The sequence below is a fragment of the Cohnella mopanensis genome, from assembly GCF_022352055.1.
GTDB classification, from domain to species: domain Bacteria; phylum Bacillota; class Bacilli; order Paenibacillales; family Paenibacillaceae; genus Cohnella; species Cohnella mopanensis.
The window spans coordinates 62,790-86,311 of sequence record NZ_JAKRWM010000022.1; the positions used below are offsets into that span (position 1 = coordinate 62,790).

Consider the following 23,522-nt stretch of genomic DNA (forward strand, 5'->3'; position numbering starts at 1 on the left):
TATATGTAAAAAGAAATGGATCTCAGCTCATGTTTGCTTAATCGTGCAATCGGAGACGGGAACATTCGTCACGATCGCTTGAATCGTCGGATGCCTCATCGTATTGTTCGCGGTCCACTCCATGAATTGCACCTTGACGACAAGGGAAGGGGCCATCCATTGCGCCTCTTTGCTCCTCTCCGGCCGATTCCGAAACGGCATATCGGCAACCGCGGTTTTTAACGCCAGCGACGTCAACTCGACTCGTTCCTTATCCTTTAATTTGCCTGCACCGGCATGGCCAATATAAATCAAAGAGCCTTCCTCGTCATATAAACCTAATAGAACCGAACGAACGATTTTATCCTTAATGATCACGCCGGCTATGACCGCATAGAGGTCGTAGAAGATCTTGATCTTTTGCCATCTTCCATCCTTGCCGTTAATCGCATAGGTACTCTCTATTTGTTTGCATACGACTCCCTCCATATCATGAGTTCTCATGACTTCAAGAAGGGCAGCGGCATCCTCATGATTCGTAACCAACTGCACTTGCTTCTGAGATTTGATAAGCTCAGCCAGCAGTTGCTGCCTACGCCGCAAAGGCAGATCTGTTACCCAACTGCCGTTCGCGAACAACACGTCGAAGACCATATAGGTAACCGGAGTTTCCGATACCCCCCTCCTGATACTTGCTTCATGGCGCAAGCTGTCCCTCTTCATCACTTCCTGGAAGGAGGGTTTGCTCGCATCGAAGGCGATGAGTTCTCCATCCAATATAAAAGTCGACGCGGTGCAATAGGCGGAAGGATCGGCAAATTCGGGATACTGCATCGTCCGGTCATTCCCCTTGCGGTTGATCAATCTAACGGAATGTCCATCATAATAAAACAACATCCTAACTCCATCCCATTTCATCTGGGCAATCCAGTTGAGTCCCGAAGGAATCGTTGTCGCCGAAATAGGTTCAAATGGAACAAGCGGGTTCAACTCCAAACCGTCCATCCACTCCTTCCATAGCCGATTACCGTTATCTATGCCCATACGATTCCATAATAAAACCGTCCTCCTTATTGCCTAGTGGCAATCGAAGAACGGTTGATATGGGGAAAGCTATTCCGAATGAACTTCTTTGTCCGGCAGTTGAATCCACTCGCTGGACCAGTTGGAGATGCTATCGAACAATGGAGCTAGGGCATTGCCCTTGTCCGTTAATTTATACTCAATTCGCACCGGCGTTTCCGGATAGACATCCCGCTGGATAATGCCTTCGGCCTCAAGCTCCTTAAGCCTTTCCGACAATACTTTGCCGCTTAAGTTAGGTAGCGAACTCTCGATTCTGGCAAAACGCTGAGGGCCGGAGAGCAATTGAAAGACGATCAACGCCGTCCATCGCTTGCTAAGCAGTTCCATCGCTTTCTCGAATCGAGGGCATAGCTGCGGTTGATCCATGATCATCACCTCATTTTGCTTCTCTTCCTTCTCATTATACGCTAAAAGCAGACACTTGACGAAATTTAATTTCGATAATACACTAAGTTACATAAAGTAAGTATATATGATTAAGTAACAATTGGAGGATAAGACGATGTTGCCATCCTTATTTATTAATCACGGCTCACCGATGATGATCACCCAACAATCCGACTACACCCGTTTTTTAGCGGAACTAGGCACCAAGTATACTCCGAAAGCCATCGTTATCTATAGCGCGCACTGGGAGGAAAAGGTGACTACGGTATCTTTCGCCGATGGTCCGCTGGAGACGATATACGACTTCTACGGATTCCCCGACGAGCTTTACCAAATCAAATACCCAGCGCCCGGATCGCCGGAGCTTGCCGAGCAATTGGAGAAGAAGTTACGCGCACATGGAATTCCGTCCAACAGAGATAATAGAAGAGGTCTGGATCACGGTGCGTGGGTATTCTTGCGCCATATGTACCCCGAAGCCAATATCCCCGTCGTCACCGTGTCGGTAAACCCGTTCCTCCCCGCCGCTCAACAGTTCCATATCGGCGAGGCTTTACGCGGATTAGGAGAGGACAACGTTCTTGTCATCGGCAGCGGCACGACCGTACACAACTTCAATTACATTAAGTTCGGCCAACAACATCCCGAGTCTTGGGCGGTCGAGTTCGACGATTGGCTGATCGACAATATTGAACGTAAGGATCTGCAAGCTCTCGTTAACTATGAGCAATTGGCTCCTTACGCATCCCGTGCGGTTCCGAGAGCGGAACATTTCGTTCCTCTATATTTGGCCATGGGAAGCTCGAGAGGGTTGGATAAAGCGGAAGTTCTATATCGGGGATATGAGTTCGGAACGTTCAGCAATACTTGCTTCTCATTCTAATTCACAAGGGGCGTACGGAATGGTCCCACCCCGCACGGTCGTAAAGCTCGGAGATTTCGAATTGCCGATTACTCACCCGGACAAGCTGATCTGGCCGGAGACCGGAATTACTAAACTGCGATATGTGCAACTATTGGCCGAGCTTGCTCCTTATATGCTCCCTTACTCCACCGGGCGTTTCTTGACGACGATTCGTTATCCCGAGGGCATTCACGGCGTTTCCTTCTATCAGAAAAATTGTCCCGAACCGACGCCGGAATTCGTACGTACCGCCAAGGACGGCAGCATCCGCTATGTCGTCCTGGATTCCATACCGACGCTATTGTGGCTGGGAAGCTTATACAGCCTGGAATTCCATGTCTCGTCCGACGAAATCGCTAACCCGCTCCCGAATACATGGATGCTGGATATGGATCCTTCGCTGGAGGAAGAACCTCGGCTGATGGAAGCGACCGCTCTCGTCGGCGAGTTGCTCCAATCGCTCGGCTTAAGCGCGGTACCTAAAACTTCGGGAGCGACGGGCGTACAGATCGTCATGCCTATCGAACGCGGGCCTAGCTTCGATGATCTACGGCAATTCGGCAAGTTCATCTCGGAATATTTGGTTGCATCGAATCCCCGTCTATTCACCGTAGAGCGGATGAAGAAGGATCGAGACGACCGCATTTACTTGGATTATCTTCAGCATTACGCCGGCAAAACGCTGCCGGCGCCTTACTCTCCTCGCGCCCGTCCTCACGCCACCTTATCTACCCCCTTATCTTGGGAGGAAGTACGGCGAGACGTCAAACCGACCGATTTCCATCTATTGAATATTGGAGAACGTCTACGCGAACGCGGAGATCTGTTAGCCTCCGCCTCCCGTCAAAACCTTGCTCCGATTATCGCCCATTTGGGCAAGAAGTAATCGTCACAGCAAAGGAGATAGGATGCGCGCTAACGCTTCCCTTACCTTCTGGCTGCGCGGGCGCTTCAGAAATTTCTGCAAATTAATTTCCTCGCTGTCCTTCATATCCTGCATGAAGTCCTCTTCCACGTGGGAAATCGCTGCCGGGTCGAAGAGATGGGCGTTGATCTCGAAGTTGCTATAGAAGCTCCGCAGATCCATGTTAGCCGAGCCTACGACGGCTACGACCTTGTCCATCACAAGCGTCTTGGCATGCACGAAACCTTTTTTATACTGCCATACCCGAACTCCGGAGCGCATCATTTCCTCTACGTAGGATAATGACGCGAAATGTACGAGCCACGTATCGGGGACAAAGGGAATGAGGATTCTCACATCTACCCCGCTTATCGCCGCGTCGTGGAGAGCCATCGCTATGCTAGCGCTCGGGATAAAATAGGGCGTCGTTATCCAGACGCGTTCCTTAGCTGAAGTGACCATCGCAAAGACGGAATCGTGGACCGCGTCGCCTTTCCGATTCGGTCCGGCGGGAACGATCTGCACAGGCTCGTCGTACTTGCAGTTATGGTCGGGGAAGAACGCCGGATCATCCGGCTTGTCGCTTGTCGCCATTGCCCAATCTTTCAGAAACACTTCTTGCAGCCAATAGACGGAATCCCCCTCCAGCTTAAGATGGGAATCCCTCCAATAGCCGAGGCGCGGATGCTTTCCTATGTACTCGTCTCCTAAGTTGATGCCTCCGACAAACCCAACCAGCCCGTCCACCACGATAATTTTCCGGTGATTCCGATAGTTCATCCTCTTTTTCAGAAATGAAGGCCTTAAAGGAAAGAAGCAGGCGCATTCGACGCCTCCTTCCTGCAAGATCCGAATATAAGAATCTTTCAGCTTAATGCTGCCGATTCCGTCGTAGAGCAATCTCACCTTCACACCTTGTTGCGCTTTAAGAATAAGGGCCTGCTGGAACTCCCTGCCTACCCCATCGTCCCTGACGATATAGGAAGACAGATGAATATGGGATTGTGCGCCGCGGATCGCCTTCAACATCGCCTCGTAGGTGTCCATGCCGTTATTGTAGATCTCGCTTCGGTTACGCGCCGATATCGGCAGTTCCCCTCTCTTAAGCAACGCCCGGAACAACCTCGTCCTGGAAGAAAATTCGGTTGCCGGAAGCTGATCGGGGCTTAATAGGTTATTGCTCATCTTGAGCAGCTTCGCCCTTCTGCGCTGATCCAAACTCCCCCTGCGGCGCGCTTTACGGCTTCTACGAAACTCCGTTGCTAGAAAGTAGTACAAAATAAACCCGACCACCGGGAATAGGAACAAGATGAACAGCCACGCCGTCGCATGCGCCGGCCTGCGATATTCAAGCACCAATATCGTAGCCGCTTGGAATATAAATGATAACAAAAGGATGCATAGTACAAGCCCGATCATTCGCTTACCCTCGCCGTCTATTTATGGTTTAGCGGGGATTAACCGCACACAGGGTTCATTATACCATCATTACCCTTCTTAAGGATTTGGAATCCTAGCTATAGCAAACAGACTGCCGAATGTCATTTAGCGGCAGTCTCAGACTCTGTCATGAATAACCGATGGCTTATGTAGGGGAGGTCAAATCTCTGTAAGCTTCCTTGAACCGGTTAAGATGAGGTCTGCCAACGGAATAGTATCGGAAGTCCGACTGAACCAACAGTTCCTGCCGGAACACGTTCCTCCCATCGATCAGAACAAGTGTATTCATTAACGCGCCGACTTGACGAAGATCTGCTTCAGCGAATTCCGGCCACTCCGTCAACAGACACAATGCATCTGCTCCTTCGACCGCAGTCCAAGCGTCCTTGCACCAAACGATGTTCGGATGATCGAACATTTGCCGGAAATTTACCGTAGCGACGGGGTCGTACGCACGCACTTCCGCTCCTCTGTGGACTAATTCGGCGACGATATCGAGCGATGGAGCTTCCCGAACGTCGTCCGTGTTCGGCTTGAACGCAAGTCCCCATATCGCTACGGTCTTCCCTGTCACGCTGCCGTCTAGCTCCTCCAATTTCCGAATCACGTTATTTCGTTGATCCCTATTCACCTCTACGACCGACTTCAGAAGCTTGAAATCGTAATCCACGTTACCGGCGATCTGAATGAGCGCTTTGGTATCCTTGGGAAAACAGGATCCTCCATATCCGATTCCCGCATTCAAGAAAGAGGAGCCTATGCGGCGGTCCTGTCCCATTCCTGCGGCGACCTGGGTTACGTCGGCGCCTACTTTCTCGCAGATGTTGGCAATTTCGTTAATGAACGAAATTCGCGTCGCCAAGTAGGCGTTGGAAGCATATTTGATCATCTCCGCGCTGCGGATATCGGTCACAAGAATATTGTCGGTAAGCTTCCGGTGCAAGTCCACCGCGATAGCCGCAGCCTTGGGATTGTCCGTACCGATAACGATGCGGTCCGGGTGAAACGTATCCTTCACGGCGGAGCCTTCGCGCAGAAATTCGGGAACGGAAACGATATCGAACGGTTGACCGGAATATTCCGCGATCCAAGCTCTCATTCTCTCGTTCGTACCGACAGGAACCGTGCTCTTGGTCATGACGAGCGTATAGCCGTTCATGGCTTGCCCGATATTCATGCAAGCGCGTTGAACATAACTAAGATCGGCCTCTCCGTTCGCCATCGGAGGCGTGCCTACCGCGACGACGACGATATCCGCACATCTTACCGCTGTAGACAACTCCGTCGTAAAGTCGAGTCTGCCTTCCTCCGCGTTGCCGATTAACAACTCTTGTAAACCCGGCTCGTAGATCGGAACCTCTCTCCGCCGCAACTTCTCGATTTTCAGGTCATCTTGATCGACGCAAGTGACCTCGTTGCCCAGTTCAGCGTAACAAACTCCCGACACCAGGCCCACGTAGCCGGTTCCTATTACAGCAAGTTTCATCTCTCGATTCTCCCCTCGCTATGCCTAGTCACTTAAGTGAACCCTCTCTATCAGATTGAGGCCGAAGACCAGCATTTGCTCTGCCTTCGTCTCCCAAGATTGTTTGCTGGCGGCTTCCACGATTTCCGCTTTCGATATCTCGTTTCGGTTCAATTGCTCCAGCAAATGGTTCACTTGGTCAATGAACTCTTGCTTGTCCTTGTAGAAGTAGAGAAAATGCTCGTCCCTTCTTAGCAGCTCAGGCGTAGCCGTTACGACCGTAGGGAGACCCGCTGCCGCGTATTCATATAGTTTCATCGGGCTCCTGCCAGCATTAGCGGCATGTCCCGACAAGGGCAAAAGCGCCAAATCCGATTGATGCAGGAACGCGGGTAAACGGGAATACGGTTTAGCGCCAAGCAAATAAACGTTAGAGCCGAACGACGGAAGAGCAAACCGCGGCCGCGGCCCGATGATGACGATGCTAAGATCGCGTCGCGCTTCGGCCAAGCTCTTAATCGCTTCCAGATCTAATCTGGAATCGACCGCCCCTATATAGATAGCCCGCGGTCGGGGAATTCCGATCAGCTCTTCGGGCTCATCCCCCGGATTCGAGAAATGCGAGAATTCAACGCCGTTCTCCATGACCATGCCAGGCAGTTCCGGATTCCATTTTCTAATATTCTGGTATACGGGATCGGAGGTGGCCACAACGCCATGAACTTGACTAACGATGTCCCTCTCGGCGGCTTCCACCGTTCGATCTCCCTGCATGTCTTTATAAATATCCGTCGGCCTATATAAAATGACCTTTGCCTTCAAATAATGCTGGATACCCGCAAAAACAGGCTGATCGATTAAAAGCAGGTCTATCTCCGTAAATCTATGGAAATCGAGAAGCTTGCTCAGTTTCGGAAACGCCGTAAAACGGACAAACCAGTTGTTACGCGATTTCCGAAACCAACGTCCCGCGATTTGCCACGGAATCCAAGAGAACGGCACGCAATTAATGACCGGTCCCTCTTGCTTCTTGATATTCAACCACTGCCTGAATCTACTCAACACGGTCGGTTGCCGGAGCTGAAGCAAATGCAGAGGAGTGATGGAGGTACTTACGTGCATCACGCGATGCCCCAGTTGCGCGAATTCACGCGCCAAATGGTGGGAGCCTACGACGAAAGGTCCGCCGATATAAGTATGGCTGGCGAACATAATATTCAATTTCTTCTCGCTGCTCTCACTCCCCGTCAAATCGCTTCCCTCCAAGTTGAACCGTAATGGATATACAGCTCATTCGAATCGAATAACCTTCTCCTATCGAATACAAGATAGCTCCGAGCCAAGCAAAGTGCCGCTAGTTTCATTTCTCTCAAAGACCAAATCGCTGCAGGAGCCTATTAGATAATAGGAGTGAGCAACCTGCATGGGCTCCCTTGTTTCTAACGATTCATTATCCGTCACAGTCGAATTACGGCTATCCTTCAGTACGAAATTGTCTATATTCATGCCGTTAGACTCGTTATTGTTCGACATCTTATTGCCCGAGATCGTGAGTCGATCGCTGTTCGCGGAAAAAAAGCCGAACGTCCCGTTATTCTCGAACCGGTTACCCGTTATCGTGCAATCGCTGCCGTCAACTTGCAGGCCGGAATCCCTGTTGCGCGAGATGAGATTATCTTTAATAAGCGTACCGGCCGCCGAAACGCTCATCCCCCTGCTCACGCTTTCCGAGATCGTGTTGTTTACGATCGTAACCGACGAAGCTCCCGAAGTAATTTCAATTCCGAATTGGTTGCCTCGCTTTACGGCAAATCCGCCTGCTTGCAGAACCGTGTTCCCTTCGATCTGCGTATCCTCCGGAGCGTAGGTGTCATAATTATGATCCTCGACAACGAGTATTCCGCTTGAAGAAGTACCTTCTATTCGATTATTGGATATGAGCACATTTTTGCCCCCGACGTGGGCGATCCCGCGGGAATACGACCGTTGAATGCGATTGCCCTTAATCGTGATATTGCTTGACAGCGCTTGTTGGCTGCGATAACTGACGACGGCGATCGAATCGTCCCCCGTTTCGATTAGATCGTTGTTCTCGATCGAGATATTGCTAGAACCCCCCGTAATATGAATCCCATCCGCTAAGGAGTTTCTAATCGTATTATTACGAATGATGCCTTTATTCACTTGTCCTCGAACCATGATTCCTTTCTTGTTGCCAAGCACGTTCTCTATGATGAAATTGGAAGCCTTCGAGGTGACGTAGATTCCCTCGTCATGATCGTTGCGGGTACCGCCCGGGACTCCCAAAGACACTTGCAAGTTGCGAACGGCGTTGTTGCTTGAACCTTCGATGACGATGACTCGCTCCGGATGTTGGGTGATTCTGATCTCCGACTCCCATCCGGCACCCTCCAGCTCGACTTTGTTTTTGTTTACTACGATGCTGCCGTCCACGAGATAGATTCCTTTAGGAAAATAAACGATTCCGCCGCCGGCAGAACCTGCTTTATTCACTGCCGCTTGAATCGCCCTCAGATCGTTCGTACGCCCGTCTCCCTTGGCACCGAAGTCGCGCACGTTGATCTTCTTCCCTTTACGGGTATCGACGGTCGGCTTAAGCGCAGGCGCGCTCCCTCCCTCCAAGCGAGGAGCAACAGGCGAAAGAGACGCGCCCCAATAGGTGATCGCCGCCGTGATTAGAAGGAGCGATAGAAACAGGTAGCCTACCGATAAAGCCCGTTTAGGTTTTTTGAGCGTTGCCTTATCCATTACCATCTCCACCACTCCATCCCCCTTTCTTATATTTGCTTTTTCGATATTTTCAGCAATAATTGGGAAGCCATCGATTTGAACGTATCCCGATTAAAGAAAAACAAGATGATCACGTATAGAAGGCCACCGCAAGCGACCTGAATGCTGAGAATGACGACTTGCGTGTACGTCGTTTCAATAAGCAGTCCGATCCCTAGCACCGCCAACGCCATGAGCAAGCTATAGCTGATCCCCGGCGACAAGCTTCGAAGATAGTCCCGCAAACAAGAACCGAGTTGCGACTTAATAGAGACCGAGTAATGGATGCCGAACAACAGCAATTGAGCGAGCAAGTAGGCAATCGCAACGCCTAACGCATCTCCCGTATACGCTCCGAGGGTCAGAGCGGGCGCAATGACCGCGAGGCTGATAACCGTATACTTAAACGAGATATCCGACCTCCCTATGGCTAGCAGCAAACTCGTCGTATACATAATAATCGAGCGTACAAGCAACATACCCGCCAGAATTTGAATAAGAGGAATGCTTGGCGTCCACTGATTACCGAAAGCAAGCGGAACGAGGTAAGGAGCCGTTACGATGAGCCCAAGGAAAATAGGCGCGTTCACGTAACTTACGGCGCTTGCTATCTTAAGAAAACCTAGCCGGAGCATGACGACCTGATCCTGTAATTTGGCGAGAAGCGGCGTCGCGATTTGGGAGAATAGCGGGTTCAACTTCTGCACGGGCATTGAGCAAACCTGGAAAGCGAAAGTGTAATAGCCGAGCTTCTCCGCGCCGAACATTCGGCCAAGGATGATGTAATCCAGATTGGAGATCAACGTCTGCGTCATATTTGTCCCCATCTGATACATCCCGAAGCTCAAATATCCTTTAAGGTCGGATCGGGAGAAATGCAGGCTCGGTTTCCATCTTCTCCAGCCTAAGACCGCCAAGCAGATCGATTTCAACAACGCGTTAGCCAAATGCGACCAGACTAGAGCGTATACCCCGTATCCGTAATAAGCGCCTACGAAGACAACGATGAACCCGAATAAGTATGCCGCAATATCGACTTTAGCCAAGTAATCGAACTGCAATTCCTTCTGAAATAACACTTGAAACTGCTGTCCGATCGCAGGTATGAAACATAATAACGCCATTATGTGCATCGGTCCGACCAATTGTGGCTCGTGATAGAACGAAGCGGCAACCGGAGCCAGTACCCATACCGCTATGCAGGCCACCGCTCCTGCAGCCAAATTCAACAAATACAGGCTGGACAATTCTTTGCGGGACACGGTTTGCCGATGAATAATGGCATTGGAAATTCCAAGATCGTTCATGGACAGCGCTAATGCGATGAATACCATCATCATTCCCATCAAACCGTAATGCTCCGGCTTTAATAACCGGGAAATGATAATGATCTGAGCAAGCTGTATCGCGATAGATATGATTGTAGATAGGCTAGACCATTTCATCGCCGTAATCCCTTTGACTCTTAACGACATTTCATTCCCTCATTCGGCTTGGATTAAGTCCGTCATAACCTTTTCTTGATGTACAGAAACAAAGGATGCGGAATCAGATCGATCAACGCCTTCTTCAAGCTGCGTCTATTGGCGTACGAAGGAATATTCTCGCTCTGGAACCAGTCGAAGAAGGGCCGGGCTTCCGACGGAATAAGAGAGTCGTTCTTGATGCTACGCACCCTAATTTCATCCCAATATTCAATCTTCAATTCGTGGAACGGCAACCACCCCGGAAGTTTGTTCCGGATAAGCTCGTACGTGGCTTGCTCTATAGGAAAGCCGACATGCCTCGGGTTTACCCCTTCCGCAAGCAACGCTGTTATCGTCCTTAAGCACTTCTCGCATTGGCCGCAATTTCCGTAATCCTTATTGATCCAGCAAACTCGAATGCTAACCTCCCGATTCGCGTTGCGAATATATTCGGCAATTAATGCGATCTTATCTTGCCGGGAAAGCTCCTCCCCTTCGAGTTGCACCTCCATACCCTTCCAGCGAATGTGGTTATTAATTAACGTATTCGAGCCATCGGGGATCGAATACGCCATCTTCGGGGGTAACGCCGAGGGGACGTACAGCTTCTGTATCCCGAGCGCATGCGATAGGGGAGCCACTAACCCGACAAGACCTATCCCGTGCTGGATGCCCGGCCACCAGCCGTGGGTAAACCGGCCGAAGGCAAAGGAAATCTCCTCTCCGTTCAGAATGGTTCGCAGATTAGATTTGATAAATAAGCTTTCGATCCCATGGGAAAGGCCGAACGTTTCGTTATATTGTCTAACCTGTTGCCACATCGCCGGTTCGTCAAGACGGACATCCGCCCCCCATACCGTAACCAAATACGGATTTTCTTCTTTCCTTCGTAGGAAGGTCCCCATCGAATCGACGCCTCCGCTGAAAAAGGCGGCCGATCTCGACGACTTAATGGAAGGAGTGTCTTCGGTCAAATGCTTCACATGAAGAGTTCCGCCGAACTTAAGCCGAGGATATAACGCACCGAAGGACCTCTTAGCCTTCAGCAAACTTTCGTAAAATGACTTATCCAATCGATCGACGAACACATCCGCTCCGGCAACCCAAGCGACAGGACACAGATTGGCTAACAGCGGAATAACCATAATGCCTTCAGGCACTTCGCTAATATCCTTGTCATACTCCGCGAAGAAGGATTCCCCGGAGAAAAATCGACTTACCTTAGATCCATACCGAACGGCACAACGAATCGTATATTTACCTTCTACCGCGATCCGGTCAATATGAATTTGCGTCGCTTCTTGCCCCATGACCCATCTCCCTCTTCCACTGGTAGGCGGAAATAAATACGTAACGCGCAACGATATACAATAAGGGGTAGAACGCTCTCGTCTCGAACAAATACGGAATCCGATAGCTTTCCAGCAACGATATGAAGATAATCGGAAATACCGCCAGCCAACCGAGTTCGAATCTTCTTATCCCATTGTAAGCAAGCCCTATGATTACCCCGTACACAATGGCATACAGGACGTAAAGGTAGCCGGAATCCGCGAAGATGTGTCCGAAAAATCCCATATTCGTATAATCGGGTGCGGAATAGATGCTGTGCTTTACATTCGCATACGCCTGCACGGCCTGATCCGCATGCAGAAAGTTATTAAGGGTAGTGCTTGGCACGAACATGGAGAGGAGATTCAGCCACCCATTAAACATTAACGACGGAAAGGCGACAGTCTGGCCGGACAAATCCGCCATGGCGACGGAGTGATTCACGCTAGAAGTAATGTAATCCAGAAATCTTCCTAGTCCGTAGGAATAAACCCCTTCCCCCTCGAATCCGTTGTTGGAGTAATAGCTATAGCTTCTTAGCCCTTCGGCGATCGAGAAGAAACCAACGAAAGCAACGGCCGATAAGATCATCTTCGTTAACGTCAGCTTGATCTTATTAAAGGTCATTGCGATCACGACAATAGGGATTAGCACTTCCATTAAAGCTAATCTTTCGGAGAAGAACATCCCCCTTAACACGCCTGGGAATAGGATCATCAACCAAATCCATGCGTTGCCTTTCTTCTTCATCCCGAATACGTATACCGCATATAGAGCCGCGGCAATCATGCCCAATTGAGTAAAGGAGGTAACTCCGGAAACCATCGATTTATTAACGACCTGCAGCTTGAAGGTCTGAAAATCCTGCTCGACCACCACTAAGCGAAACAGCGGACCGACTCCTTCGTTGATCACCATTCTCGCTATCCACAGCCACTGGGCACCGAATGCGATTAAGCCAAGAATAATAGCTTCCTTGCGAATCAAGCTGCCATCCCCATGAGAACTGCGAAACCTTTCCGCGCTCGGATAAGCTGCTACATTAGGGTTAACGCTGGTTTTCTCGGCTAGCCATGCGCACACCCAAATCAAGAAATAAAACAGCAAGTAATTAAAAAAACCGGATAAAGAGAAATACTTCACATAGGTAAAGTAAGGCGTACGTAAGCTCCAGATCCCCGTGCTAACGAAGAAAATAAGGAACAAGACGACCCTAGGATTCAACATGGCTAGATTCACCGGGACTCCACTCCATCCTTGGCAACCATCGGAGCACTTTGCTGTTCCAGCACGTGCCTCCGGAACCGCTCCCGAAACACCTCCGCGGAAAATCTCAGCGCGTTGTCGCGGCAGTGCCCATAAGAGATTCTGAATTCGTTAGACTCGAATTCGGCGATCGCCTCTACAAGCGAGGGAACGGTCTGCTGTCTGAAGAACACTCCGGTTGGCTTGTCTTTATCCAATCCCCTTACCGTCTCCAAAGCTCCGCCCTTGCCAAAGGCGATGACGGGCGTTCCGCACGATTGGGCTTCGACCGGAGCGATGCCGAAATCTTCTTCCGCAGCGAACACGAAAGCTTTCGCTTCTTGCATATATTTCTTCAGCAGCTCGGCGGGTTGATAACCGAGCAACGTTACATTCGACTTCGCTTTTGCTTTGATTTTCGCGAAATCGGGGCCGTCGCCGATGACAATGAGTTTCTTATCCGGGAGCTCCGAGAAAGCTTCAACGATCAAATCGATTTTCTTGTAGGAAACCATTCTCGATGCGGTCATATAATAATCCGATTTCTTGGGCTTGAACACGAAGCTGTCGATATCGACCGGAGGATAAATAACCGTAGAGCGGCGCCGATAAACTTTCCAAATCCGATTGGCGATATACTCGGAATTCGCGATCAGGGAGTTGACTCCGTTGGCCGTGCGGCTATCCCATAATCGCATGCGATGAAGCATCCACTTGGCGAAGCCTGCCTTTAAACCTTTAGTCAGACCGGAATCCTTCAAATATTGATGCTGCATGTCCCATGCGTACCGGATCGGGGTATGCACGTAGGAAACGTGCAATTGATCTGGCCCCGTTATGACTCCTTTAGCTACCGCATAGGAGCTTGAGATGACAAGATCGTAAGCCGATAGGTCGAACTGCTCGACGGCATAAGGCATTAACGCCAAATAATGACGGAACTTACTTCTGGCAAAAGGAAGCTTCTGGATGAACGACGTATGAACTCTTTTGTTCAGAATAAATTGCCGTTCGTTCGCCGGAAGAAAATCCACGATACTGTATAAATCCGCATCTGGATACAGCAGCAGAAGCTGTTCAAGAACCTTCTCGGCACCCGCATAGACGACTAACCAATCATGAACGATAGCTACCTTCATGTTCGAACAACCTCCTTGACGACATCCCAAGTTTGCTTGGCGCACTTGTCCCAGCTGAACTGGCCCGAACGCTCCAAGCCTCTAGCGCTTAGCGACTCGCGAAGCCGTTCATCCTTCATCACCCGATCGATCTTCAAGGCGATATCCGCGGGACTATCGGGATCGCAATACAACGTCGCTTCCCCGCAAACTTCGGGCAATGAAGCGTTACGGGAGACAATGACCGGGGTGCCGCAAGCCATCGCCTCTAAGGGGGGAAGACCAAACCCCTCGTATAGGGAAGGGAACAAGAAGCAGGCTGCACCGTCATATAGCGCTTTTAATTGACGGTCCGTCACATAGCCGACTAGCTTCACCTTGTCCGAATGAGGCATATCCGTCGTGCCGAATACTTTGCCGTTCGTACCGCCCGCGATGACGATCCGATAATCTACCTGCTGCAACAGATCGATCGCCCTTACGATATTGGGGAAGTTCTTGCTTGGATTCATGCTGCTTACCGCGAGCACGTAATCTTGACCGACGAGTCCGTGATCCTCCAGCATGTCCTGATCCGGCTCCACGATTTGCATATGCTCCTTGCCCAGGCTGATCACTTTAATCTTGTTCTCGTGAATGCGGTAGTGCTCGATCAGTTGGGACTTGGAAAATTGGGAGACCGTCATAATGCGATGAGCCCGGATTCCCAGCACTCTCTGAATCACTTTGTATGCATTCCGGAAAACGAATGAATAAGACTTAGGATGTTCGAAGACGGCAGCGTCGTGAATAGTCGCGATTTGATTGCCCTTCAGCAGGGGGCCGGTATTGCACAGGTTGATCAACAATCCTTTTCTAGCGTATGCAGGCAGGACAAGCTGTTCCCAGGCATGGCCTCCGAACGTTCCGATTTGCTTGATCTTGATATGCTTCAGATCAAGTTCATGAATCGCGCCGGGAGGGGACAATACGATCAGGGAGTATGCTTCCCTGTCCTCTCTTCCCTCAACGAGCAATTGATCCCACCGTTTGACCAGTTCCAGCGCATATCTTTGTACCCCCGTCACGGGTTGAGTCAAAAACCGCCCATTCACGTAAATGTTCATCTCATACCTCGAAATCTTCCTCTAAGCGAATGATCTTCACTCTGGTCGATGACGCTCTCATGCGCAAGCCTCCCGCGATTGCTTGTGATTACGAATTTGACCCCTCTTAGGTAACCCGGAATTTTGGCACGATGCTCTCTTCTGAGCAGCGCCCGCAAGAGGAACCCTAGCGACGTCCATATTAGGCAGGCATAACGCCATGCTGGGGCATCAAGCTCGCGAAGCAGGTAATCATGATTGACGATATCCATGTACGCCACTTGCTCCACCTTGTCTCTGGATAACGGAGATTGATGGTGGATGATTTTCAGATCGGGATCGATCCAAACCTCCCCATGTCGCCTAGCACACTGAGTCAAATATTGATCCTCGCCAACGCTATATCCGAGCAACCAAGGGGCCGGCCTTAGATCCATCAGCGCGCTTCTTCGAAACGACATGTTACATCCGACGACGTATTCCGTACGGAAAGGTTCCTTCTGCTGCACCCAAGTAATCATGGAGCCCCCATACCCGCTTAAAGACAATTTGCCTGGCTTGCTTGCACCGTACAGGAATACTCTGCAAAACTGCCTCCAGATGAAGCTAGTGCCGAGAAGCACGTCCCTTCCCCCAAACCCGGAAGCGTTGGGATCGCTGTCGTACAACCGCATTAACCTCTGAACATACCCCTCATAGAGCTCTACATCGTCATCGATGAACAAGATGATATCGTGCTTCGCAATTCGAACCGTTTCAATCCGCGAGAGCAGCAGTCCGGGATTTTGTTTCTTATGATAGTTCATCTCCCAAAGAGAACCGTTAAGGCTCAATGTAAAGCTGTTCAACAACTCCGTTGGCAATTCGCCATCATCCACGATCAGCACCTCAACGGGAAAATCCGTCTGTTGCATCGCCACCGATTGAAAGGTCCGCGCAAGATCTTCATGACGATTGCGGGTACAAATCGCCAACGTAATTCCCCGCTGAAGCTTCATTGGAATGCCCCTCCAATCTATAAGTCCATAGCCGGTAATAGCTCATGTTTTTGCCATAGCTGTTATCCAGCAGTAGATTGGGCTTGCCCATCAAGCAAGCGAGAATATGTCCATGCAGCCTAGAGGTCAATATTTCGTCATAACCGCTAAACAGAACAATCGCCCTTGCTACGTACTTCTCCGCCAGAGAATGCCATATAGATCTTAACGGTAAAATATTGCCGAGCCTCCGGTCGAGAGAATACCCTTTAATGATTTGCCTCAACAGCCACCTATCCCAAGCCGTGAATAGCTGAGGCCAATCCGCTACCTTGTCGCACGGGAGGATGACTTCTTGTTCAGCGCTTTCTTGATCTTTTCTTAGCAAACCCAGCCTCAACCGGGTTCCGGGAACATTCGAAGGAATCGGATACAATTGATGAGCCATATCTGGCGCCAGATAGACGTTAGCGAGAAAGCTGCTCGCCGTCTTATAAGAGCGCTCGTCCCTAACGAACAAATGAAGATCGGGGTGGGCGCTGAAGCTCAGCAATGAGCGTCGCTCTTCCGCCGGGTCGTTAAAATGAATCGTTTGAGGCAATATGACGATACGGTTGCGGGGAAAAGCTTTTAGCGCTTTCTCACGCAGCCGCTGATGATGTGGATACAAATCTCCGAAGTTGCCTCCGCCTTGGCAAACGATAATCCAATGATCCTCTACCGCCATCTTCTGGCGAAAATTAACGTATGAATATCTCTTACGGACCGTAATTCCGTAGTCCCGGAAAAAAGCCTCCGCCCCCTTCATGATCAGAAGGTCGCCGATATTGTCATAGACCGGATAATCCAAGTAGACGATCTCGGACCCCGGAGGAATCACTTCTCCGATGACGGCCAGCATTTGTTTAATCTTGTCCATCGGCTGAAAATGGTTAGCCGCTTTCATGGAAGACCTCCTTGCGGTAATCCGATTCTAGACCGGACGCGAAACCGAATAATGAGAATAAGAATGGCGAGAAGACGATTTCGTGCCGTTTAGCACACATCCGATGATCGGAGCGCCCAACTGGTCGAGAATCCTCTTCGCTTGTAATGCTTTCTCCCTGCGAGAGATAACCGAATGAACGACAAGCAAGATGCCATCGCTATTAACGGCAAGGATGGACGTATCGGTCAGGGCGAGTAAAGCGGGAGAATCGATGATGACGACATCGTATTCGACCCTTGCCTTCTGCAGGAACATCGCGATAAGGTCGGCTTCCAGGGGATTGGAGGACGAGGATAGAAAAGGACCCGAAGTCAGAACGGATAAATTACGGATGCCTACATCCTTTACGGCCTCTTCGAGGCTGAACGATTGGAATAGAATGTTCGATAAGCCGGTATCGTTCGTCGTGGAGAACGACTGATGCAGAGAGGGGCGATACGCATTGCCGTCAATAAGCAGCACTTTACGATTCTCATGGGCGTAAGCGATCGAGAGATTAACGGCGGTAGTCGTCTTCCCCTCCAGCGGCTCTGCCGAAGTCACGAGAATCACCTTGCGATCTTTCCCGTTAGGTGAATGCTCGATCATGTTCCTTAACGATCGATAGGTGTTGGATGCCTGGGAGAAGGGATCCAGATGAGTCATTAAGCTTCGTTTAACTGTGGGCGTGGACATGCTTCTCTTCACCTACTCGCTTAAAGGTTGTGACGGGCTTAATCGTCTTTAACTGTTTTTTGCTGATCTCTGCGACGTTGGCCAGTACCGGAATGCCCAGAAGCTTCTCGATATCTTCGTTGTCTTTCATTCTCCGGTCGAAAGACTCCAACAGGAATGCGACTAGGAAGGCGAGGATGGCAGATACGATTAAGCTGATCAACAGAACATAGACTAGACTGGTCTCTTGCGGTACCGTCTGATTGCGCGGGTTGGCCTCGCTTAGAATCTCCACGTTCTCGATGCGCATAATCTTCGGAATTTCATTCTTGAATACCATCGCTAACGCGTTAACGATACGCGAGGCTTTCTCATAGGATTTATCTTGTATCGTTATGGTCATAATTTGACTGCCCTGAACCGTGGTCACCTTCATCTTGGTCGCTAATGCATTTGCGGTTAGATTAAGCTCGGGATAAAGCTTGACGACCTGTTCCAATACCGGCGGGGTTTTAATAAGCTCCTTGTACGTGTTAATAAACATAAGATTTATCGCTAAGCTGTTCTGATCGATGAAAGGTTGGCCCTCTATCATGTTGGTTTTATTCACGATGAGTTTACTGCTGGCTAAATAGGTCGGTTGAGCAAATTGGGATTGTAAAACCCCCGCTCCCACGCACATCACGAGGATGATAGATACGATAAGTGCAGCTCTCCTGCGTATGATTTTGAGATAGTCGATTAAAGTCATAACTTCCTCCTACTTTCGCATGATACAGAACGTATCTTTAATACGTTCAATTTACGATACATTTTGTAACTTGTCAAGCCGTATTCCCCGGAAACTGGAGAAGCCTTCAACGCTACCTCTTAGGTGGCATTGAAGGCTTCTTTCTCTATTCGGGCTATGGTCATTATTAGCAATACGACGACAGACAACTAAGCCAATCCAAGCCAAGCCTGCATATACTGGCTTAAAAGCAGAACTCACCTTATTCCAATCAGGAAAGGATGTTGATCCATGATCGATGATCCTAGTGTCATTAGCGTCAAAGATTTAGGAGCCAAAGGCGATGGCGTAACGGATGATAGCCAAGCGTTCATCAAGGCCATTCAGACCGCGGAAAGCAAGGCCAGGAAAAATCTTGCGCCTAGCTCGGATAGCAATCAACTCGGAACCATTACGATCTATATCCCGTCAGGATCTTACCTCATTAAGAGTCCGGAAGCCATCATTAGAGGAACGTATAAAATTCGCACCGTAGGCTTGCAGATACAAGGAGCAGGCGCAGGCAATACGCAAATTTTGTTCCAACCTGTCATCGCGGGCAGCTATCTCATGAGAAATAACGACGCTTGGCTCTATCTCAATATCGATGGCATTACGTTCGACTCCAACAATACGAAAAACAACTTTATGGATTCTTACTCTAATGGCGGGGCTCAGAAATATTCGTTGAGTCGTTGTCAATTTACGGGGTCGTGGAATTATGGCATCTATTTAGAAGGAAACAACACGAACAGCGAGTTCTCTTATTATTCCTGCACATGGACAGGCAGTCACAAGATCGCGCTTTACGTGTCGGCTGCGACGGGATCGGATCAATCCGTCAATTATAATTTTTATGCCTGTAATTTCGAAGTAAGCGACGGGACCTTCGTTCGGTTCGAGAAGGGAGGAAACATTAACATCTGGGGAGGAAGCTACATTCATTACGGTACGAATGCCGGAACTTTCTTTCAACTGTTAGGCACAACCCACGGATATGGCACAGAACGGTTCCTCTGCATCGGCGCCAGGATCGAACATCGGAACGAGTTAAGCAAGCTTATCGAATGCGAGTGGTCCGGAGGAACGATAAGCTTCATCAATGTGGATATGTCCAGTTCCATGCATCTCCGTCCGCCAACGGCAGTAGCCGCCGTATTCAGAAGCGTCAATACTCAGATGCCGATTCTCAAGTTCGACAACTGCCGATTGATCGGATCCCATCAATACAACTACACGATTAACTCATGGAGCCAACGCCATAATGTTCAATACGAGAATTGTACTTTCGAGCAGCACGACGACCCTTCGACGTTCATTACGATAGCTCCAAGCGATGCCAACGCCAATAAAGGGGGCGCCCCTGTCATCAACTTTAACAACTGTCGTGGCGCAAGCAGTTCGGCCAATACAAGGAATATATGGGATTGCAACTACGGGTTCGCCACCAGCACATTGGGACTTACCTCCAAGAAAATCGCCTCGGTAAAGACGCCCGAGGGTAAGTTTCCTTATGTAAGCATCCCGACGATCGATTTTTATATGCCCCTTAACGCCATCGTGACTAACGTGACGTTATATTGGCCAGCTGCCGTCGCTACGTCCCAGAACAAAACCTGGACTTTCACGTTAAGAACTTCCGAACTGACGCCAACCGTTCTCGCGAAAGTGTCGGGAGACGGTACCAAAGCATTGGCGAATGGCTTCAACGTGTCGGTACCCCAATTATTCGCATGCAACAACGCTACCAATAGGCATCTCGTGTTCGAGTGCAATACGGCAGTCAATCAATCGATCGATGGGTGTCTATGTCTCGTCGAGTATATCGGATAAGCTATCCGATATACTCGATCAAACAGAACGCGGAATCAATGGCTTGATCGACCCCCGACCCGGAGCATAAGCGGAGATTTCGCTTAGCTTCCGTGTCGCATTCGAACATGGGATCCGTATTCTCGTAGAATCCGGCATCCGCCGGCGAAGCTTGTACGAAAGCAAGGCGGCTAGGCGATGATTCGGAGGTCTCAAGCCAATAATCGGCAACGGATAATCCCTTCGCCGCGCCCGGCTTACATATGAACTTAACATTTAGGATAAGAGAACCTAGAGGTAGGGTAAACGGTTCCTTCTCGCCTTTCATAGGGAACGAACCGAAGCTGCCCTTAATGCTTATGAGCTTCTTCTCTAACATTGCCCTATTCGTTACGCGCATTCCCACATCGGAATCGAAAAACGCCGTCTCGTTAGAGCCTTGAAGGCTGCGGCAATTGCGAAACTTCACGAGAGGACGGCCGCCATCACGCGAAGTTTCCTTCCCGTCATAGGAATAAACGATGAACTCGTCCGCGCGAAGCTCGTGGGACAGCTCGCAATTGTCATAAACGATCTGATGGGGATGTTGCCATGAATTCGATAGATAGACGTATTCATGCTTGCCCATTAGCACGCAGCTTTGGAACAAAATACTCGGCATTTTCTGATTAACGGATCGAAAGCGAGCATTCGCGGACGGTTTCAGCCGATAAGCTTGGGAGCCCATATCGCAATTGATGAAAGACAGCGTTCCATCGTTCCACTCGCATTCGATGAGCTTACTTTTCTCGTTCCGATGCTCGAATCTTGCGCCAATGCACAGGAATCTCTGCACGCCTCCGGCATGGCTCCCCCCTAACAGCTTGAAGAAGGTTCCGCCCTCCCGATCGTCGTAATGAATGAAGCTTCCGCCCCAAATATTAATATTGCCCCCTTTACCGAAGACGAGGAAGTCCCCCTTCTCTACTTCGAATTGGCAGGCAAAGAAGTTATAGTTGAGAAACTGATCCGATCCCTTGTCTTCGGACACGAACACCCCCTTGTTCACGATGCCGTTGAAGTTGCAATGATACCAGCTCATCTCGCTGTTCGTATTCGATCCTTCCAGCACGAATAAGTTGTTCCACTTGCCATTCCATAGGCATCTCTCGAAGGAGTAGTTCTGTGCACCTCCATTAGAGAGGGAGAACATAAAGTTATTGGCGGCGTTTAACGAGGTGAATTCGATATCGGCAAAGTGGACGAACAGCCAGGCGTCTTGATTATAGAGCAAGTATTGCTCGGATTTGCCATTGTTGAACAAAATCTGCGTGAGCCCTCTACCCGCCCCTTGGATGACAAGCCCTAACGATCTCGTCCGGTAGGATCGCCTCATCAACGTCTCCGGTCGGTTCAGGAGATAGCTCCCCTCGGGAATATAGAGCTTTGCCCTTCCTCTTCTATTCGGGTCTCCCAAGAAATTCGCCGCTGGATTCGAGACCGCCGCATTCTCGATAACCTGCAAAGCACGGACAAAAGCCGCGCTGCTGTCTTTCTTCCCGGTCGGGTCAGCCCCGTAGTCCAACACGTTGACGGATAACGGTTTAGGTTCTCCGGCGGTAACCTTCGCGATCGTATCCGGCCCTACCCCAGGGAGCAGATTCGCCCCCATGCTTCCCGTTAACAAGCTTAATCCGGCTGTCGCGACTCCGGCCAGAAATTGCTTTCTCCCCATTTTGCGGGAGGTGATCTTGTCATCCACTCCTTCATCCCCCTGATCTTAGCAGCTTCGGGCCGCTTTCCGTTGTTCCTGGAAATCAAGCTTGGAATAAGCACGATTACGACATAGGTTCCAAAGCAATAAGCGAACGCGTTCATCATATCCCCTCGATAAATAATGAATAAGTATCCGGCAATCAAGGAATGCGTATAGCGGTTTAACCCGACGTTCTTCTCTAGCTTATTGACTAGCCAGGCGACGAAGATCGCCCCGGCCACTACGCCGACCCAACCGAAGTTGATATAAAACTCGCTAGGAATCGGATTGGATAGATTCGTCATATGGAGCGTGTAATTTCCTGAAATATAGTCCCCTACCGCTTCTCCCGAACTAAGAGGTTTGCCTGCCCAAATATTGCGCGGAACGAAGAAGAACAAGACGCCTAACATTTGATAACCGAATGAAATTCCGTAAGTGTCACAGTATTCGAGACTCGCGATCAGATTCGAGAACGCATCGAAATGCAGCTCGGTCAGTTGATCGAACATCAGATGGTAAGGTGACGGCATCTCGAAGCCGCTTAACCCGTAGCGGAAATAGTTAAAGAAAGGAAAAACGAGCAGGAGCCCCGAGAAAATAATCCAAACGAACCGGCTTGGGCGCATCGTCTTGAAATAGAACAGATAAATAATCATGATGATGCAGAAGCCTAAATAGAACCGACTCGTATTAAAGGGGCTTAGCTGATTAAGCATCATAACGGTAGATGCGGCCAAATAACCGAGAACCTTTAAGCTTTTTGCCGTCTTCCAGCTGTCCAGCGCGAATATCCAGTTGCTGAACACGATCCCCTGTACAGAGATATTGAGCAGCAGCAAAATCGATTTATTGGAGAGTACCGCTCCGTAATCGGCAAGACCGAGGAAAAAATTTTGCTTGAACATCGCCAAGGTAGCGAGAACGATAAGCGACGACAGGATAAAATAAATAACTTTGACTTTCCCCCCGATAAAAGGAAGATTGCTTTTCCCGTCGCTGACGGGTACCGCCGATGCAGGCTGATGCCTCCAGCTTCTAAAAACGAGATATATGAAGTTCCAAGCGAAAATAATTAAATTGGCCCTAACTACTTCCCCGGCTTCGATTGGCAAGGAGTTCGGAAATACGGTACTGAAATCGATTTGAATGACCGGGGCCAGGAAAAAAAACATGTACACGAACACCCATATTATCGTATCCAGATTCAATCGTGGATAACTCAGCGACCGGTAAAATCCGATCACTATGCAAATCAAGTTCAACAGGAAGCTTACGAACAGGTAAGGATGGTTCCACTGTTCGGTATTGAAATAGCACAGGAGCGCATTCGCCATGAATGCGCAAAACAACACATATAGCTTAAGCATCGTGCGCTCCTCCTCT

The 23,522-nt window shown here is 49.7% G+C and carries 20 protein-coding genes; 3 read left to right on the plus strand and 17 right to left on the minus strand.

Going from position 1 to position 23,522, the window contains the following annotated elements; translation table 11 throughout:
- Window positions 1-27: 27 nt before the first annotated feature.
- Both L3D05_RS23455 and catR read right to left on the minus strand, forming a co-directional pair.
- Window positions 28-984, minus strand: a complete 957-nt coding sequence (locus tag L3D05_RS23455) for an ATP-dependent DNA ligase (RefSeq protein WP_239618807.1) — start codon at window positions 982-984, stop codon at window positions 28-30.
- A gap of 108 nt (window positions 985-1,092) precedes the next feature.
- Window positions 1,093-1,431, minus strand: a complete 339-nt coding sequence (gene catR / locus L3D05_RS23460) for a catDE operon transcriptional regulator CatR (RefSeq protein WP_239618808.1) — start codon at window positions 1,429-1,431, stop codon at window positions 1,093-1,095.
- Between the two features lie 136 nt (window positions 1,432-1,567).
- On the opposite strand from catR, the gene L3D05_RS23465 reads away from it, so the two are divergent.
- Together L3D05_RS23465 and ligD are read left to right on the plus strand one after the other, a co-directional pair.
- Window positions 1,568-2,335 carry a DODA-type extradiol aromatic ring-opening family dioxygenase gene (locus tag L3D05_RS23465; protein ID WP_239618809.1) on the plus strand — a complete coding sequence of 256 codons (768 nt, stop codon included), beginning with the start codon at window positions 1,568-1,570 and terminating at the stop codon, window positions 2,333-2,335.
- 19 nt (window positions 2,336-2,354) lie between these two features.
- Window positions 2,355-3,242, plus strand: a complete 888-nt coding sequence (gene ligD, locus L3D05_RS23470; RefSeq protein ID WP_239618810.1) for a non-homologous end-joining DNA ligase — start codon at window positions 2,355-2,357, stop codon at window positions 3,240-3,242.
- 3 nt (window positions 3,243-3,245) lie between these two features.
- Here ligD and cls read toward each other — a convergent pair whose 3' ends face one another.
- From cls to L3D05_RS23535, 13 genes are all read right to left on the minus strand, one after another.
- Window positions 3,246-4,679 carry a cardiolipin synthase gene (gene cls / locus L3D05_RS23475; RefSeq protein ID WP_239618811.1) on the minus strand — a complete coding sequence of 478 codons (1,434 nt, stop codon included), beginning with the start codon at window positions 4,677-4,679 and terminating at the stop codon, window positions 3,246-3,248.
- 166 nt (window positions 4,680-4,845) lie between these two features.
- Window positions 4,846-6,186 carry a UDP-glucose dehydrogenase family protein gene (locus L3D05_RS23480; protein ID WP_239618812.1) on the minus strand — a complete coding sequence of 447 codons (1,341 nt, stop codon included), beginning with the start codon at window positions 6,184-6,186 and terminating at the stop codon, window positions 4,846-4,848.
- A gap of 24 nt (window positions 6,187-6,210) precedes the next feature.
- Complete coding sequence (locus L3D05_RS23485) at window positions 6,211-7,416, minus strand: glycosyltransferase (RefSeq protein WP_239618813.1); 1,206 nt, start codon at window positions 7,414-7,416, stop codon at window positions 6,211-6,213.
- A 63-nt stretch (window positions 7,417-7,479) separates the two neighbouring features.
- Window positions 7,480-8,940: a right-handed parallel beta-helix repeat-containing protein gene (locus L3D05_RS23490; protein ID WP_239618874.1), complete on the minus strand. Its 1,461-nt coding sequence runs from the start codon at window positions 8,938-8,940 to the stop codon at window positions 7,480-7,482.
- 23 nt (window positions 8,941-8,963) lie between these two features.
- Window positions 8,964-10,430, minus strand: a complete 1,467-nt coding sequence (locus L3D05_RS23495) for an MOP flippase family protein (protein ID WP_239618814.1) — start codon at window positions 10,428-10,430, stop codon at window positions 8,964-8,966.
- Window positions 10,431-10,462: 32 nt separating this feature from the next.
- Window positions 10,463-11,731 (minus strand): hypothetical protein, encoded by a 1,269-nt coding sequence (locus tag L3D05_RS23500; RefSeq protein ID WP_239618815.1) that lies wholly within the window; start codon window positions 11,729-11,731, stop codon window positions 10,463-10,465.
- Entirely contained in the window at window positions 11,700-12,992 is a 1,293-nt protein-coding gene (locus L3D05_RS23505; RefSeq protein WP_239618816.1) for a hypothetical protein, read from the minus strand. The genes L3D05_RS23500 and L3D05_RS23505 overlap by 32 nt, the downstream gene beginning before the upstream one ends.
- A complete protein-coding gene (locus L3D05_RS23510) occupies window positions 12,989-14,137 on the minus strand; it encodes a glycosyltransferase family 4 protein (RefSeq protein ID WP_239618817.1) in 1,149 nt (382 codons plus the stop codon). Before L3D05_RS23510 ends, L3D05_RS23505 begins: the two co-directional genes overlap by 4 nt.
- Window positions 14,134-15,222 (minus strand): glycosyltransferase family 4 protein, encoded by a 1,089-nt coding sequence (locus L3D05_RS23515; RefSeq protein ID WP_239618818.1) that lies wholly within the window; start codon window positions 15,220-15,222, stop codon window positions 14,134-14,136. Before L3D05_RS23515 ends, L3D05_RS23510 begins: the two co-directional genes overlap by 4 nt.
- Window positions 15,219-16,199, minus strand: a complete 981-nt coding sequence (locus L3D05_RS23520) for a glycosyltransferase family 2 protein (protein ID WP_239618819.1) — start codon at window positions 16,197-16,199, stop codon at window positions 15,219-15,221. The genes L3D05_RS23515 and L3D05_RS23520 overlap by 4 nt, the downstream gene beginning before the upstream one ends.
- Entirely contained in the window at window positions 16,147-17,124 is a 978-nt protein-coding gene (locus L3D05_RS23525; protein ID WP_239618820.1) for a polysaccharide pyruvyl transferase family protein, read from the minus strand. Before L3D05_RS23525 ends, L3D05_RS23520 begins: the two co-directional genes overlap by 53 nt.
- Before the next feature lie 27 nt (window positions 17,125-17,151).
- Window positions 17,152-17,841 (minus strand): CpsD/CapB family tyrosine-protein kinase, encoded by a 690-nt coding sequence (locus L3D05_RS23530; RefSeq protein ID WP_239618821.1) that lies wholly within the window; start codon window positions 17,839-17,841, stop codon window positions 17,152-17,154.
- Window positions 17,822-18,571, minus strand: a complete 750-nt coding sequence (locus L3D05_RS23535) for a YveK family protein (RefSeq protein WP_239618822.1) — start codon at window positions 18,569-18,571, stop codon at window positions 17,822-17,824. The genes L3D05_RS23530 and L3D05_RS23535 overlap by 20 nt, the downstream gene beginning before the upstream one ends.
- A 270-nt stretch (window positions 18,572-18,841) precedes the next feature.
- Between L3D05_RS23535 and L3D05_RS23540 the strand changes: the two genes are divergently transcribed.
- Window positions 18,842-20,422 carry a glycosyl hydrolase family 28-related protein gene (locus L3D05_RS23540; protein ID WP_239618823.1) on the plus strand — a complete coding sequence of 527 codons (1,581 nt, stop codon included), beginning with the start codon at window positions 18,842-18,844 and terminating at the stop codon, window positions 20,420-20,422.
- A 1-nt stretch (window position 20,423) separates the two neighbouring features.
- Here the strand turns inward: L3D05_RS23540 and L3D05_RS23545 are convergent, their stop codons facing one another.
- Both L3D05_RS23545 and L3D05_RS23550 read right to left on the minus strand, forming a co-directional pair.
- Entirely contained in the window at window positions 20,424-22,142 is a 1,719-nt protein-coding gene (locus L3D05_RS23545) for a glycosyl hydrolase family 28-related protein (RefSeq protein ID WP_239618824.1), read from the minus strand.
- Window positions 22,070-23,506 (minus strand): hypothetical protein, encoded by a 1,437-nt coding sequence (locus L3D05_RS23550; RefSeq protein WP_239618825.1) that lies wholly within the window; start codon window positions 23,504-23,506, stop codon window positions 22,070-22,072. The genes L3D05_RS23545 and L3D05_RS23550 overlap by 73 nt, the downstream gene beginning before the upstream one ends.
- Between the last annotated feature and the right edge of the window lie 16 nt (window positions 23,507-23,522).

What these genes read in the sequence shown, in the direction of transcription:
- L3D05_RS23455 (WP_239618807.1), bottom strand. Translation starts at nt 984, where the DNA reads ATGGACGGTTTGGAGTTGAACCCGCTTGTTCCATTTGAACCTATTTCG.
- catR (WP_239618808.1), bottom strand. Translation starts at nt 1,431, where the DNA reads ATGGATCAACCGCAGCTATGCCCTCGATTCGAGAAAGCGATGGAACTG.
- L3D05_RS23465 (WP_239618809.1), top strand. Translation starts at nt 1,568, where the DNA reads ATGTTGCCATCCTTATTTATTAATCACGGCTCACCGATGATGATCACC.
- ligD (WP_239618810.1), top strand. Translation starts at nt 2,355, where the DNA reads ATGGTCCCACCCCGCACGGTCGTAAAGCTCGGAGATTTCGAATTGCCG.
- cls (WP_239618811.1), bottom strand. Translation starts at nt 4,679, where the DNA reads ATGATCGGGCTTGTACTATGCATCCTTTTGTTATCATTTATATTCCAA.
- L3D05_RS23480 (WP_239618812.1), bottom strand. Translation starts at nt 6,186, where the DNA reads ATGAAACTTGCTGTAATAGGAACCGGCTACGTGGGCCTGGTGTCGGGA.
- L3D05_RS23490 (WP_239618874.1), bottom strand. Translation starts at nt 8,940, where the DNA reads ATGGTAATGGATAAGGCAACGCTCAAAAAACCTAAACGGGCTTTATCG.
- L3D05_RS23495 (WP_239618814.1), bottom strand. Translation starts at nt 10,430, where the DNA reads ATGTCGTTAAGAGTCAAAGGGATTACGGCGATGAAATGGTCTAGCCTA.
- L3D05_RS23500 (WP_239618815.1), bottom strand. Translation starts at nt 11,731, where the DNA reads ATGGGGCAAGAAGCGACGCAAATTCATATTGACCGGATCGCGGTAGAA.
- L3D05_RS23510 (WP_239618817.1), bottom strand. Translation starts at nt 14,137, where the DNA reads ATGAAGGTAGCTATCGTTCATGATTGGTTAGTCGTCTATGCGGGTGCC.
- L3D05_RS23515 (WP_239618818.1), bottom strand. Translation starts at nt 15,222, where the DNA reads ATGAACATTTACGTGAATGGGCGGTTTTTGACTCAACCCGTGACGGGG.
- L3D05_RS23520 (WP_239618819.1), bottom strand. Translation starts at nt 16,199, where the DNA reads ATGAAGCTTCAGCGGGGAATTACGTTGGCGATTTGTACCCGCAATCGT.
- L3D05_RS23525 (WP_239618820.1), bottom strand. Translation starts at nt 17,124, where the DNA reads ATGAAAGCGGCTAACCATTTTCAGCCGATGGACAAGATTAAACAAATG.
- L3D05_RS23530 (WP_239618821.1), bottom strand. Translation starts at nt 17,841, where the DNA reads ATGTCCACGCCCACAGTTAAACGAAGCTTAATGACTCATCTGGATCCC.
- L3D05_RS23535 (WP_239618822.1), bottom strand. Translation starts at nt 18,571, where the DNA reads ATGACTTTAATCGACTATCTCAAAATCATACGCAGGAGAGCTGCACTT.
- L3D05_RS23540 (WP_239618823.1), top strand. Translation starts at nt 18,842, where the DNA reads ATGATCGATGATCCTAGTGTCATTAGCGTCAAAGATTTAGGAGCCAAA.
- L3D05_RS23550 (WP_239618825.1), bottom strand. Translation starts at nt 23,506, where the DNA reads ATGCTTAAGCTATATGTGTTGTTTTGCGCATTCATGGCGAATGCGCTC.